Here is a 13,538-nt window from a genome sequence, read left to right as displayed (position 1 = left end):
CCGGAACCATCGACGCGCGCACGCCAACCGGACGGGCGGGTACGGTGAGCGGGTGGCGGACCGGTTGCTCGATACCGTGCGGGTCCTCGACCTGTCGACCGGCGACGCCGACGCGGTCACCCGCCTGTTCGCCGACCTGGGCGCCGACGTCCTCAAGCTGGAGTTCCCGGGCGGAAGCCCCGGACGCGACGCGTTGCCGACGCTGGCCGGCGCCAGCATCCCGTTCGCCGTGCACAACGCCAACAAGCGCAGCGCCGTGCTGGACCCGCTCGAAGAAAGCGACTATGGGCGGTTTCTCGACCTGGTCGCCGAGGCCGACATCGTCGTGGATGGCGGCCCCGACGGCCAGGCCGCCGCATTCGGGACGTCGGGCGCGGAGTTGGCCGCGCATTACCCGCACCTGGTGGTGCTGTCGGTCACCGACTTCGGTGCGACGGGCCCGCGGTCGTCATGGCGCGCCACCGATGCGGTGCTGTTCGCGATGGGTGGCTCGCTGGCGCGGTCCGGCCCGACCACCGGCACCCCCGTGTTGCCGCCGGACGGCATCGCTTCGGCGACCGCGGCCGTCCAGGCGGCGTGGGCCACGCTCGCCGCCTACTACAACCGATTGCGTTGCGGAACGGGCGATTACATCGACTTCGCGCGGTTCGACGCCGTCGTGATGGCGCTCGACCCGGCGTTCGGCGCGCACGGCCAGGTCGCTGCCGGCGTCCGCCGCACGGGACGATGGCGCGGGCGCCCGAAAAACCAGGACGCTTACCCGATCTACCCGTGCAAGGACGGCTACGTCCGGTTGTGCGTGATGGCGCCGCGGCAGTGGCGCGGCCTGCGGCGCTGGCTGGGGGAGCCCGAGGAATTTCAAGACCCGAAATACGACGCGATCGGCGCCCGCTTCGCGGCCTGGCCCGAGATCAGCGTGCCGGTCCGCGCCCTGTTCGCCGAACGGACCATGAAGGATCTGGTGAGCGCCGGACAGGCGCACGGGGTGCCGATCGCGGCGGTGCCGCCGAGCGTCACGCCAGCGTGGCGTTCGGGGGCCAGCGCCACGCTGGCGTGACGCTCGACGCCCGCGGCGAGGCTCCCGCGTCGCCGCGATAGGTTCGCTCCGTGAGCGTCGACCCCAGGACTCCGGTGCTGATCGGCTACGGCCAGGTCAACCATCGCGACGAAATCGACCCGGCGACGCGGTCCGTCGAGCCGGTCGACCTGATGGCCGCCGCGGCCCGCCAGGCCGCCGATCCCCGGGTCATCGAGGCCGTGGATTCCGTCCGCGTGGTGAACATCCTGTCGGCGCACTACCGCGATCCCGGGCGGCTGCTCGGCGAGCGGATCGGCGCCACCGACTTCACCACCCTGTACAGCCCCGTCGGCGGCAACGTGCCGCAATCGCTGGTCAACCAGGCCTGCCTGGACATCCAGCGGGGCCGGGCCGGGGTCGTGCTGCTCGCCGGCGCCGAAACCTGGCGCACCAGAAGGGGACTGAAAGCCAAGGGCGCCAGGCTCGAATGGACCGTTCAGGACGACTCCGTCCCGATGGCGAAGGTCGCCGGCGACGACGTCCCGATGGCCGGCGAGGCCGAGATCAGGATCGGGCTGGACCGACCCGCCTACGTCTATCCGCTGTTCGAACAGGCGCTTCGCCTCGCGAACGGCGAGTCCATCGAGGACCACCTCACGCGCATCGGCGAGCTGTGGGCACGCTTCAACGCCGTCGCGGTCGACAATCCGCACGCCTGGATCCGCACCCCGGTGACCGCGGAGGAGATCCGGCGGCCCGGCCCGCGGAACCGGATGATCAGCTGGCCCTACACCAAGTTGATGAACTCCAACAACATGGTCGACCAGGGCGCGGCGCTGGTCCTGACCTCGGTCGAGCGGGCGAGACGCCTGCGGGTCCCCGCCGAGCGTTGGGTCTACCCGCACGCGGGCACCGACGCGCACGACACGCCCGCCATCGCCGAGCGCGCCGAGCTGCACCGCTCGCCGGCCATCCGGATCGCCGGCGCGCGGGCGCTGGAACTGGCCGGCCTGGGCATCGGCGCCATTGACTATGTCGACCTGTACTCGTGCTTCCCGTCCGCCGTTCAGGTCGCGGCGGCCGAACTCGGGCTCAGCGCCGACGATCCCGCCCGCCCGCTGACCGTCACCGGCGGGCTGACGTTCGCGGGCGGCCCGTGGAGCAACTACGTCATGCATTCGATCGCCACCATGGCCGAACGGCTGGTGGCCAACCCCGGGCGCCGCGCGCTGATCACCGCCAACGGCGGCTACCTCACCAAGCACAGCTTCGGGGTCTACGGCACCGAGCCGCCGGCCGAATTCCGCTGGGAGGACGCGCAACCGGCGGTGGATCGGGAGCCCACCCGCCACGGCCTGGTCGAGTGGGAGGGCGTCGGCACCGTCGAAGCGTGGACGACGCCGTTCGACCGGGACGGGCAACCGGAGAGGGCCTTCCTGGCCGTGCGCACGCCCGACGGGTCGCGCACCCTGGCGGTCATCGCCGATCCCGCCGGGGCCGCGGTCACCGCGCGGGAAGACATCGGTGGCGCCAAGGTTGCCGTCGCCGCGGACGGCAGCGCGGCGCTGCGGTAACCCGCCGGGAGCATCACCCGAGGCCAGAGGGCCTTTACAGCGGTAACGGTCGCGTAAGTAACGACGACGTGCCTATTGTCGGAAATGACGTTGGGGGAGGTGAGGCCGGGTGCAGATCCTGGTTACCGACGCCACCGGCGCCGTCGGGCGGCTGGTCGCGCGGCAGCTCATCGCTGCCGGGCACACGGTCAGCGGCATTGCTGAGCGCCCCCACCCCTGCCTGGACCCGGGAGTCGAATTCGTTTGCGCGTCGCTGGGCGACCCGGTCCTGCACGGGCTGGCCGAGGAATCCGACGCGGTAGTCCACCTGGCCCCGATCGACACCGGGGCGCCGGGCGGCGCGGGCATCGACGGCGTCGCCCATGTGACCCACGCAGCCGCCCGCGCGGGTGCGCGGCTGCTGTTCGTGTCCCAGGCCGCGGGCCGGCCCGACCTGTATCGGCCCGCCGAGGAGCTGGTGTCCACGAGTTGGGCGCCGAGCCTGGTCATCCGGAGCGCGCCGCCGGTCGGGCGCCAGCTCGACTGGGCGGTGTGCCGCACGGTGGCCACGCTGCTGCGCACCAGGGTCTCGGCGACGCCGATGCGGGTGCTGCACCTCGATGACCTGGTCCGCTTCCTGGTTCTGGCGTTGAACACCGACCGCACCGGTGTGGTTGACCTCGCCACCCCCGACACCACCAACGTGATCACGGCGTGGCGGCTGCTGCGCTCCGCCGACCCGCGTTCCCGCCTGCACGGGGTTCCCAGCTGGTCGCAGCTGATTCCGGAAATGGATATCGCCGCGGCGCAAGAGGATTGGGGCTTCGAGTTCGGCTGGCAGGCGCTCGAGGCGGTCGCCGACACGGCGCGCGGGCTGGTCGGGCGCCGGCTCGACGCGGCCGGCGCGACCGGCCACGGGCGTCGGCTGCCGCTCCCGGTGGAGGTCGCCCCGCGCCCGCGGCCGACCGACGCATTGCACAGCGCGGCGCCCGAGGGCGTGGAGGGGGAGTTCGACGATCGGATCGATCCCCGGTTCCCCGTGTTCAGCGCGGCCCGCCTCGCCGAGGCGCTGCCGGGACCGCTGACGCCGATAACGCTGGACGTCCAGTTGAGCGGCCTGCGCACGGCCAGCCGGGTGATGGGTCAGGTGCTCGCCCTCGGCGGGGTGGTCGACGACGAGTGGGGCAGTAGGGCCATCGCGGTCTTCGGTCATCGCGCCTACGTCGGGGTGTCGGCCAACGTCATCGCCGCCACCCAGCTCCCCGGCTGGGACCAGCAGGCCATCGCCCGGCAGGCGCTGGTCGACCAGCCGCAGGTGGGGGACGTCCTGCCGTTCGGTGAGCCCCAACTGGCCGAGGGAGCGCTCGGGTCGATCGCCAAAGCCGTCGCCGCGGCGCGGTCATTCGGCCTGTCGCGCCATCTCAGGTCCGACACGCGCGCCTACGGTGCGGCCGCCGAGGCGGAACACCTGGATGCCGCGCGGCTGGCTTCGCTGCCGGATGCCGGCCTGGAAGTGCGCGTGTGGCTGATGCGGGATCGGATCCACCAAGGCTGGATCCTCACCGGGCTTTGGTTGATCGACACCGGCGTCACCGCCGCCGTGCTGGAGCGCACCCGGGCGGCGGCCGGCGTCTCGGGGCTGGACATGATCATGGAAAGCGGCCGCGTCGCAACGGAGACGGCCGAGCTGGCGGCGGTGCTGCGCGCCGATCCGCCGCTACGCGCGCTGGCCCGGGAGGGCAACGTCGGCAGCATCCGCGCGCTCTCCTCGGACACCGCCGCCGCACTCGATGCCGCCGTGCTCCGGATCGGGCACCGTGGGCCGGGCGAAGCCGAGCTGGCCAGCCCGGTGTTCGGCGACGATCCGGCGATGTTGCTGATGGCGGCCGCCGAGGCCGCCGAAGTCGCCGTGACGCCCGGGCCGACGCCGCCGCCGAAGCTGGCGCGGCGGTTGGTCGCCAACGCGCGCGGCTCGCGCGAGCTGGCCCACGACACCACCCTGCGGTTCACCCATGAGCTGCGGATGACATTGCGGGAGCTGGGATCTCGACGTGTCGCGGCGGACCTGATCGACGCCGTCGACGACGTGTACTACCTGACCTGTGACGAACTGGTCACCATGCCGCCGGACGCGCGGCTGCGGATCAAGCGCCGCCGCGCCGAACGGGAACGCCTGCAGGTACAGCGGCCACCCGACGTCATCGACGGGACGTGGGCCCCCGTCGACCAGGGCCCCGGTTCCCCCGGATCGCAGGCGGGCTGACCGACCGCACGCGGCGTCACCCCGGCAGGTCGGCCAGCGGCGCCCGCGGATCGGTCAGCGCGTCGACGTCGACGGGAGCCTTCGACCGGATCAGGGCTTTGACGTCATCGAGCACATCCCAGACGTTGACGTTCATCCCGGCCAGCACCCGGTCGTGGCCGTCGAGCCAGAACGCGACGAATTCGCGGCCGGAGACGTCGCCGCGGAACACCACTCGCTCGAAGGCGGGCGCGTGGCCGACGTACTCCATTCCGAGGTCGTACTGATCGGTGAAGAAGTAGGGAAGCTCGGCGTATTCGCCTGGCGCGCCGAGCATTCCGGCCGCCGCCACCGCGGGCTGCTTGAGCGCATTGGCCCAGTGCTCGGTGCGGATGCGGGTTCCGAACAGGGGGTGTTCGGCGGCGGCGATATCGCCGACCGCGTAGACGTCGGGATCGCTGGTCCGCAGCGACGCATCCACCAGCACCCCGCCGTCACCCGTGGCCAGGCCGGCCCGTTCGGCGAGTTCGATGTTCGGCCGGGCGCCGACGGCCACCAGCACCGCGTCGGCGGCAACCGTCGACCCGTCGCGCATTTTCAGTCCGGTGGCGCGGCCGTCCGTCGTCGTGATCTCCTCCACCTGCGCCTCTAGCCGCAGGTCCACCCCGTGTTCGCGATGGAGGTCGGCGAACACCTCGCCGACCGTTTCTCCGAGCGCGGCCAGCAGTGGTTGCTTGGCGGTCTCGACGACGGTGACGTTGACGCCGCGCTGACGGGCACCGGCGGCCACCTCCAGGCCGATCCAGCCGGCGCCCACCACCGCGAGCGAAGACCCCTCGGTCAGAACGGAATTGAGTTCCACGGCGTCGTCGTAGGTGCGCAGGTAATGGACCCCGTCGGCGTCGGAGCCGGGTAGGGGTGGACGCCGCGACGCGGACCCCGTCGCCAGCAGCAGCCTGTCGTAGGCCACCGTCGTGTCGTCCGGAAGCCCGACGGTGTGCGCGTTGGGATCCAGGGACGACACCCGCGAGCCGAGCCTCAGGTCGACGTCGTGGTCGCGGTACCAGCCGGAATCCTGCACGGTGAAGTCGGCCAGCGACTTCTTGCCGGCCAGGTACTCCTTGGACAGCGGGGGTCGCTCGTAGGGCAGGTGTTTCTCGTCGGCGAACAGAATGATCTGGCCGTCGAAGTCGTTGTCGCGTAAGGCTTCTACCGCTTTGGCGCCGGCGAGTCCGCCGCCGACGATGACGAATGTGGTCGAGCTGGCCATGATTATCGCTCCGTTTTCCCTCGGAAATTCCAGCCTACTCGGGCCGTCTCAGCTCACCAGTTCCCGCAGCCTCAGCGCGTTGCGGACGGCGTGGCCGCCCAGGTCGTTGTTGAAATACGCCCACACGTCCCTGCCGTCGGCGTCCCATTCGACGATCCGGCCGGCCCAGCTCCGCAGCTCGTCGTCCGAGTAGCAGCCGGCATAGATCGCGTCCCGGTCCGGGCCGTGCATGCGGACATACACCAGGTCGGTGGTGGCCCGCGGGACACAGGCCAGCCCGGGGCCGCTCATCACTACGTACGCGGCGCGGCGGCGTTCCAGCAGCCGGTAGACGGCCTCGTCGTTCCAGGAGGGATGCCGCAGCTCGACGGCCACCCGGATCGACTGCGGCACGCTTTGCAGGAAGGCATCCAGGCGGGCGTCATCGCGTCGTTGTTCGGGGTGCAGCTGGACCAGCAGCACCCCGTGGCGGTCGCCCAGCAGCTGCCAACAGCGTTCGAACCGCTCGATCCAGGGCTCGGGTGAGGACAGCCGCCGGTAGTGGGTCAATCCCCGGTGCGCCTTGACCGACATCGTGAAACCGCTCGGTAGCTGGTCGCGCCATCCGGCGAACGTCGAATCCTTCGGCCACCGATAAAAACTCGCGTTCAGCTCGACGGTGTCGAAAACCTCGGCGTAGCGGGCCAATCGGCGCGCGGGGGACAGGCCGGGCGGGTACAGCACACCCGCCCAATGGTCATACGACCATCCGGATGTGCCGATCCGCGTGGTCAGCCGGTCACCTGCCGGCGCACGTCGCCGTCCAGGGAGGCCCGGACGAGCGCGGCCGCCAGCCGGGCATTGGCGCGCGGCGCGAGGGCGCCCAGCTTTTCCGGTTGAGACGGCAGGCCCAATTGCTTTGCCGCCGCGGTGGCGCGGCCGTCGAAGTGCGGCCGCACCCAGGGCCAGACGTCTTGCACCTCACGCAGGAAGATGTCCGCGCCGGTGTCGCCAATTCCCTTGAACTCCTTGAGTATCCGCTTCGCGGCGGCGACGTCGTGCCGACTCCGCCCGGCGATTTCGCGCAAGTCACCGGAGTAGTCGTCGCGCATCCGCTCGGCCATGTCGGTGAGGCGGGTGGCGGAGCTCTCGTCGTAACGCACGTAGTGCGCGCGGCCGAACGCGTCGATCATGGTCTGCCGGTCCGATGCCAGCACGGCCTTCGGCGTGCGCAGGCCCGCCTTGAACAGTTCGCGCGCGGCGGCCATGGCGATGGCCGCATCGATCGGCTTGCTGGCGAGCATGCACAGGACCAGAAGCTGAAACAGCGGCATCGGCTTGTCGTCGATCTTGATGCCGGCCTCGGCCGCGTAGGTCGTGCCGGCGACCTCGAGCAGCCGTCGCGCCGCTTGCTTCGGCTTGTCCATACCGCACCGCGTACCCGTGTGGCGCACTGGCAAACCGCGCCGGTCATTTGGGCGGCAGCGTGCGCGCGTAGCCCGTTCCCCGCGTGACCCAATCCTGGAGCTGGCGTTTGGTGCGCAGGCCATCGGGCTCAACGCGCAACCAGCCGCGGGCTTCCCGGCCGGCCATCACCATCGGGTCGACGTGGGCACGCCGCAGCAGCGTGTGGGCGTCGCCCGGCGGTATCCGCACCAGCAGGCCGCCCTGGCCGCTGGCGGCCACGGACATGTTGCCGTTGACCAGGAAGGCGAGGCCGCCGAACATGCGCTTTTCCTCGACGCCCTTCTCGGAGCACAGGAGTTCGCGGATCCGGTTGACCAGGTCCTCGTCGTAGGCCATCAGTCCCCCATCAGTCCAGGTCGACGCGGATCGTCAGCAGGTGGGTGCCCATCGTCCGCACCCCCACACCGTTGAGCCGGGGCAGGCTGCGCAGCCGCTGCACGCGGTGAACGATTTCCCGTTTCAGACCCGCGGCTCTATTAAACGCCCGGCGCAAGGGTCACGCGGCGACGGCGGCCGCCTGCGTCGCGGGTTCCAGCGCCTGCGCGACGATCTCGGCGACGTCGGTCATCGGCGTGACGGTCAGCGCGTCGAGCACCTCGGCGGGCACGTCGTCCAGATCCGGCTCGTTGCGCGACGGAACGAAAACCGTTGACAGGCCTGCACGTTGGGCCGCCAGCAGCTTCTGCTTGACGCCGCCGATCGGCAACACCCGCCCGTTCAGGGTGACCTCGCCGGTCATCCCGACGTCCGAGCGCACCTGGCGTCCGGTGGCCATCGACACCAGCGCGGTCACCATCGTGACACCGGCCGACGGCCCGTCCTTGGGCACGGCACCGGCGGGCACGTGCACGTGGATGCGCCGGTCCAGCGCCCTGGGATCCACACCGAGCTCCGAGGCGTGCGAGCGCACGTAAGACAGCGCGATCTGCGCCGACTCCTTCATCACGTCACCCAGCTGGCCCGTCAGCTGCAAGCCCGGCTCGCCGTCGGTGGCGCCGGCCTCGATGTAGAGCACGTCGCCGCCCAGGCCCGTCACGGCCAACCCGGTCGCCACGCCGGGCACCGCGGTGCGTTCGGCCGACTCGGGCGTGAACCGCGGCCGGCCAAGGTAATCCACCAGGTCGGGCTCATCGATAGTCACCGGTTCGTCGGCGATCTTCGTCGTCACCTTGCGCAGCGCCTTGGCCAGCAGCCGCTCGAACTGCCGCACCCCCGGCTCGCGGGTGTAGTCGGCGGCGATCTTGCGCAACGCGGCGTCGGTCACGGTCACCTCGTCGTCGGTCAGCGCCGCCCGCTCCCGCTGCCGGGGCAGCAGGTAGCCGCGGGCGATGGCGACCTTGTCGTCCTCGGTGTAGCCGTCGATAGCCACCAGCTCCATGCGGTCCAGCAGCGCCGACGGGATGTTCTCGATCACGTTGGCGGTGGCCAGGAACACCACGTCGGACAGGTCCAGGTCCAGATCCAGGTAGTGGTCGCGGAACGTGTGGTTCTGCGCCGGGTCGAGTACCTCGAGCAGCGCCGCGCTAGGGTCGCCGCGATAGTCGGAGCCGACCTTGTCGATCTCGTCCAGCAGCACAACGGGATTCATCGATCCCGCCTCGCCGATCGCCCGGACGATCCGGCCCGGCAGCGCACCCACGTAGGTGCGCCGGTGCCCGCGGATCTCGGCCTCGTCGCGCACGCCGCCCAGGGCGACGCGCACGAACTTGCGGCCCAGCGCCCGCGCCACGCTCTCACCCAGCGACGTCTTGCCGACGCCGGGCGGGCCGGCCAGCGCCATCACCGCGCCGGAGCCGCGGCCGCCGACGACCTGCAGCCCGCGCTGGGCGCGGCGGGTGCGCACGGCCAGGTATTCGACGATGCGGTCCTTGACGTCGTCCAGCCCGTGGTGGTCGGCGTCCAGGATTTCCCGCGCAGCCGTCAGGTCGGTCGAGTCCTCGGTCTTGACGTTCCAGGGCAGGTCCAGGACGGTGTCCAGCCAGGTGCGGATCCAGCCGCTTTCCGGGCTTTGGTCGCTGGCGCGTTCCAGCTTGCCGACCTCGCGCAGGGCGGCCTCGCGCACCTTCTCGGGCAGGTCGGCGGCCTCGACCCGGGACCGATAGTCATCGGAAGACCCACTGCCGTCGTCGGTTTCTCCCAGCTCCTTGCGGATGGCGGCCAGCTGCTGGCGCAGCAGGAACTCCTTCTGCGTCTTCTCCATGCCCGTCCGCACGTCCTCGGCGATCTTGTCGTTGACCTCGACCTCGGCCAGGTGCTCGCCGGTCCAGTCGATCAGCACCCGCAGCCGCTCGGCCACGTCCACGGTCTCCAGCAGCTGCCGCTTCTGCGCGCTGGTCAGGTAGGACGCGTAGCCGGAGGTGTCGGCCAGCGCCGACGGGTCGGTCAGGCCGTTGACGTAGTCGACGATCTCCCACGCCTCGCGCCGTTGCAGCATCGCCAGCAGCAGCTTCTTGTACTCGGCCGCCAGCGCCTTGACCTCGTCGGTGACCTGCGGCTCGGGCACCTCGGACACCTCGACCCACAGCGCCGCACCGGGTCCGGAGGCTCCCGCCCCGATCTGCGCCCTGCGCTCGCCGCGCACGACGGCCGCGGTGCCGCCCCCGGCGATGCGCCCGACCTGCAGAATCTTCGCGATCACCCCGTGCGACGGGTACCGGTCGTCCAGCCGGGGAGCGATCAGCAGCTGCCCCGATTCGCTGGTCTTCGCGGCGTCGATCGCCGCCCGCGCGGCGTCGTCCAGCGCGATCGGCACCACCATCCCGGGCAGCACGATCGTGTCGGTGACAAACAGCACCGGCACTGACATGGCTTCAGCCATCAATCCTCCAAAAGTTGAGTCTGCTGCGCTTAACCCGGCCGGGCGCCGGTTTGTTCCCGGCCCGCGTGCTCCCGGCCCGGTTTGTCCCCGGCCCGCGTACTCCCGGCCCGCGCGACCGTCCCGTGTGCTCCCGGGCCACGCGAGCGTCACGCCAGCGTGACGCTCGACGCGCAGCGCCACGCTGGCGTTACGCTCGCGGCGAAACGGGACCCAGCCGCCGCAGTTGCGTCACATGCCTGGGCGACAGCTCCTCGAGGCAGGTCACGCCCAGCAGCCGCATCGTCCGGGTCACCCCGCTTCCCAGGATGTCGATCGCGCGGGCCACGCCCGCCTCGCCGCCGGCCATCAGCCCGTACAGGTAGGCCCGCCCGACCAGCGTGCAGCGGGCGCCCAGCGCGATCGCCGCGACGATATCGGCGCCCGACATGATGCCGGTATCCAGCAGGATCTCGGTGTCCTTGCCAAGCTCACGCGCCACCGCGGGCAACAGATAAAACGGCACCGGGGCCCGGTCCAGTTGGCGCCCACCGTGATTGGACAGCACGATGCCGTCGACGCCGCGCTCGACGGCGGCGCGGGCATCGTCGAGCGTCTGGATGCCCTTGACGACGAGCTTGCCGGGCCATTGGGCCTTGATCCATTCCAGGTCGTCGAACGTGAGGCTGGGGTCGAACATGGTGCTCAGGTACTCGCCGACGGTGCCCGGCCAGCGGTCCAGCGACGCGAACGCCAGCGGTTCGGTGGTCAACAGGTCGAACCACCACCTCGGGTGCGGCACCGCGTCGAGCACGGTGCGCAGCGTCAGCGTCGGCGGGATCGTCATCCCGTTGCGGGCGTCGCGCAACCGCGCGCCCGCGACCGGGACGTCGACGGTGGCCAGCAGGGTGTCGAATCCCGCGTCGGCCGCGCGCTTGACCAGCGCCATCGAGCGGTCGCGGTCGCGCCACATGTAGAGCTGAAACCACTTGCGGCCCTGGGGAACGGCGGCCACCAGGTCTTCGATCGCGGTGGTGCCGAGGGTGGATAGCGAGAACGGGATCCCGGCCCGGGCCGCCGCCCGTGCGCCGGCGATCTCGCCCTCGGTGTGCATCAACCGGGTGAATCCGGTGGGCGCGATGCCGAATGGCAACGCCACCGGCTGTCCCAGGACATTCCATCCGGCGGTGACGTTGGTGACGTCGCGCAGGATCGTCGGGTGAAACTCGATGTCGCGGAAGGCTTGTCGCGCGCGATCGAGGGAAAGCTCGTCCTCGGCGGCGCCGTCGGTGTAGTCGAACGCCGCCTTGGGGGTGCGCCGCCTGGCGATGCGCCGCAGGTCCTCGATGGTCAGCGCGGCGTCGAGGCGGCGCCGGGTGCGATCGAACTGTGTTCGTTTGAACCGGATCAGCGGCGCCAGGTCGCGCGCCTTGGGCACTCGTCGGTTGACCGCCATATGTGCAACGGTAGTCACATGCCGTCGGCGAGCGACCCCTTCGACCTGAACCGTTTCGTCCGGGCGCAGGCCCCGGTCTACCGCGGCGTCGTCGAGGAGCTGCGCGGCGGGCGCAAACGCGGTCACTGGATGTGGTTCGTCTTCCCGCAGCTAAGCGGCCTGGGTAGCAGCCCGATGGCGGACCGCTATGGGATTTCCGGCCTCTACGAGGCCGGCGCGTATCTGCGCCACGATCTGCTCGGGCCACGATTGCGCGAGTGCGCTCGGCTGGTCAACGGGGTGCAAGGCCGTTCGGCCGCCGAGATCTTCGGCTCGCCCGACGACCTCAAGCTGCGCTCGTCGATGACGCTGTTCGCCCGCGCCGCCGACGACAACGAGGACTTCACAGCCCTGCTCGACCGCTACTACGACGGCCGGGAAGACCCGCTGACCGTGGCCCGCCTGACGGGCTAGACGGGGCTCAGGATCAGCCAGCCGTGCGGCTCGACGACCGCCGTGTCCACGATGTCCTGCGGCGGGGCCGCCGACCCGGCGACCATCCGTGCCCGCGCGGCGCCCAGCTCCGACAGCACCAGGCGCAGCGGCTCGTCGTCGATGTTGAGCGCGACCAGCAGCGCATCGTCGCCGGCGCGGGTCTCGTAGACGTAGTGCCGGTTTTCCAGCCGCACCGCGGTGGTCGACGCCGCGTGCAGCCAGGGGTGGCGGCGGCGGAACCCGACGAGGTACAGGTGCAACCTCCACACCTTGGCGCCGAAGTCGTCCAATGGCGCTGGGGGAGGGCCAAACTCGGGACGCACCGCGTCGTCCCCGCCGCGCCGCTCCTCCTTGACGCCGCGGAACCCGAGCTCGTCGCCGGCGTACACGCTGGGCACGCCGCCGACGGTCAGCAGGATCACCAGCGCGTGCGGCAGATGCTCGGGGCGTTCGAGCCGGCTGGCGACGCGGGTGACGTCGTGGTTGCCGATGAACGTCAGCGGCGCGAAGCTGGCCAGAAACCCGTTGTGCCGCCGCAGCGCCCAGTCCAGCTCGAAGAAGTTGCCGTCGTTGAGGCCGCTCCAGATCGCCTTCCACAGCTCGTATTGGGTGGCCGAGTCGAACGTCGCCGCCTCCACCACCGCGGCGTAGTCGCCGTGGATCAGCTCGCCGACGAACCAGGCGTCCGGAAACCGCTCGCGCACCCTCGGCAATGTCGACGCCCAAAACCGTTGCGGCACGGCGTAGGCCGCGTCCAGGCGCCAGCCGTCCGCTCCTCGCCCCAACCAGTGCGTCATGACGTCGACGGAGTAGTCGGCGACCTCGGGGTTGTCGTGGTTGAGGGCAATGAGCTCGGGGTGGCGCTCGAAGGTGTGAAAGCCGCCCGGGCGCCCGCGGAACCAGCGCGCCGACGCGGCATCGTGCGGCGCGTCGCGGTAGCGCGGGAAATCCACGCCGACGTGATTGAACACGCCGTCGAGCAGCACCCGCAGCCCGCGGCGATGGGCCTCGGCCACCACGTGGTCGAAGTCGGCGTCGTCGCCGAGCCGGGGATCGATGCGGTAATGGTCGGTGGTGTCGTAACCGTGTGTGCGCGAGGCGAAGACGGGGCCCAGCGCGACTCCCGAAGCCCCCAAAGCGATGGCGTGGTCGAACCAGTCGACGAGCCGCCGCAACCGGTGTTCGCCCGGATCCGGCGGCCGGGCCGCCGGAAACGCCCCGACGAAGCCCAGCGGATAGACCTGCCACCAGATCGCGTGCGACACCCAGCCCGGGGTCATGAACG

10 protein-coding genes and 2 pseudogenes are annotated in these 13,538 nt (G+C 71.0%); 4 read left to right on the top strand and 8 right to left on the bottom strand.

Annotated elements, in window-relative coordinates:
- Nucleotides 1-52: 52 nt before the first annotated feature.
- From G6N25_RS21070 to G6N25_RS21060, 3 genes and pseudogenes are all read left to right on the top strand, one after another.
- A pseudogene (locus G6N25_RS21070) lies at nt 53-1,003 on the top strand (CoA transferase); the annotation flags it as partial.
- Nucleotides 1,004-1,107: 104 nt separating this feature from the next.
- Nucleotides 1,108-2,592: an acetyl-CoA acetyltransferase gene (locus G6N25_RS21065; RefSeq protein WP_083075663.1), complete on the top strand. Its 1,485-nt coding sequence runs from the start codon at nt 1,108-1,110 to the stop codon at nt 2,590-2,592.
- A 109-nt stretch (nt 2,593-2,701) separates the two neighbouring features.
- The gene (locus tag G6N25_RS21060) at nt 2,702-4,834 is read left to right on the top strand and encodes a Rossmann-fold NAD(P)-binding domain-containing protein (RefSeq protein WP_083075665.1); all 2,133 of its coding nucleotides are present in this window, start codon (nt 2,702-2,704) and stop codon (nt 4,832-4,834) included.
- Between the two features lie 16 nt (nt 4,835-4,850).
- Here G6N25_RS21060 and G6N25_RS21055 read toward each other — a convergent pair whose 3' ends face one another.
- The 7 genes and pseudogenes from G6N25_RS21055 to G6N25_RS21025 form a co-directional block, all read right to left on the bottom strand.
- Nucleotides 4,851-6,083 carry an NAD(P)/FAD-dependent oxidoreductase gene (locus G6N25_RS21055; protein WP_083075666.1) on the bottom strand — a complete coding sequence of 411 codons (1,233 nt, stop codon included), beginning with the start codon at nt 6,081-6,083 and terminating at the stop codon, nt 4,851-4,853.
- Nucleotides 6,084-6,131: 48 nt separating this feature from the next.
- Nucleotides 6,132-6,857: a DUF72 domain-containing protein gene (locus G6N25_RS21050; protein ID WP_083075668.1), complete on the bottom strand. Its 726-nt coding sequence runs from the start codon at nt 6,855-6,857 to the stop codon at nt 6,132-6,134.
- Complete coding sequence (locus G6N25_RS21045) at nt 6,854-7,489, bottom strand: endonuclease (protein WP_083075670.1); 636 nt, start codon at nt 7,487-7,489, stop codon at nt 6,854-6,856. The genes G6N25_RS21050 and G6N25_RS21045 overlap by 4 nt, the downstream gene beginning before the upstream one ends.
- A gap of 43 nt (nt 7,490-7,532) precedes the next feature.
- Nucleotides 7,533-7,865: a TfoX/Sxy family protein gene (locus G6N25_RS21040; RefSeq protein ID WP_083075671.1), complete on the bottom strand. Its 333-nt coding sequence runs from the start codon at nt 7,863-7,865 to the stop codon at nt 7,533-7,535.
- A 10-nt stretch (nt 7,866-7,875) separates the two neighbouring features.
- Nucleotides 7,876-7,965, bottom strand: a pseudogene (locus G6N25_RS21035) (nitroreductase family deazaflavin-dependent oxidoreductase); the annotation flags it as partial.
- A gap of 60 nt (nt 7,966-8,025) precedes the next feature.
- Complete coding sequence (lon, locus tag G6N25_RS21030) at nt 8,026-10,347, bottom strand: endopeptidase La (protein WP_083075673.1); 2,322 nt, start codon at nt 10,345-10,347, stop codon at nt 8,026-8,028.
- A 187-nt stretch (nt 10,348-10,534) separates the two neighbouring features.
- Complete coding sequence (locus G6N25_RS21025; RefSeq protein WP_083075674.1) at nt 10,535-11,779, bottom strand: alpha-hydroxy acid oxidase; 1,245 nt, start codon at nt 11,777-11,779, stop codon at nt 10,535-10,537.
- Between the two features lie 18 nt (nt 11,780-11,797).
- On the opposite strand from G6N25_RS21025, the gene G6N25_RS21020 reads away from it, so the two are divergent.
- Nucleotides 11,798-12,232, top strand: coding sequence for a DUF1810 domain-containing protein (locus G6N25_RS21020; protein WP_083075676.1), 435 nt, complete (start codon nt 11,798-11,800; stop codon nt 12,230-12,232).
- Here G6N25_RS21020 and G6N25_RS21015 read toward each other — a convergent pair.
- Entirely contained in the window at nt 12,229-13,533 is a 1,305-nt protein-coding gene (locus tag G6N25_RS21015) for an alpha-amylase family glycosyl hydrolase (protein WP_083075677.1), read from the bottom strand. The two genes, G6N25_RS21020 and G6N25_RS21015, sit on opposite strands and share 4 nt — an antisense overlap.
- Nucleotides 13,534-13,538 lie beyond the last annotated feature (5 nt).

The sequence above is a fragment of the Mycobacterium heidelbergense genome (genome assembly GCF_010730745.1).
GTDB classification, from domain to species: Bacteria; Actinomycetota; Actinomycetes; order Mycobacteriales; family Mycobacteriaceae; genus Mycobacterium; species Mycobacterium heidelbergense.
This window is presented reverse-complemented; position numbering and strand designations above follow the sequence as displayed.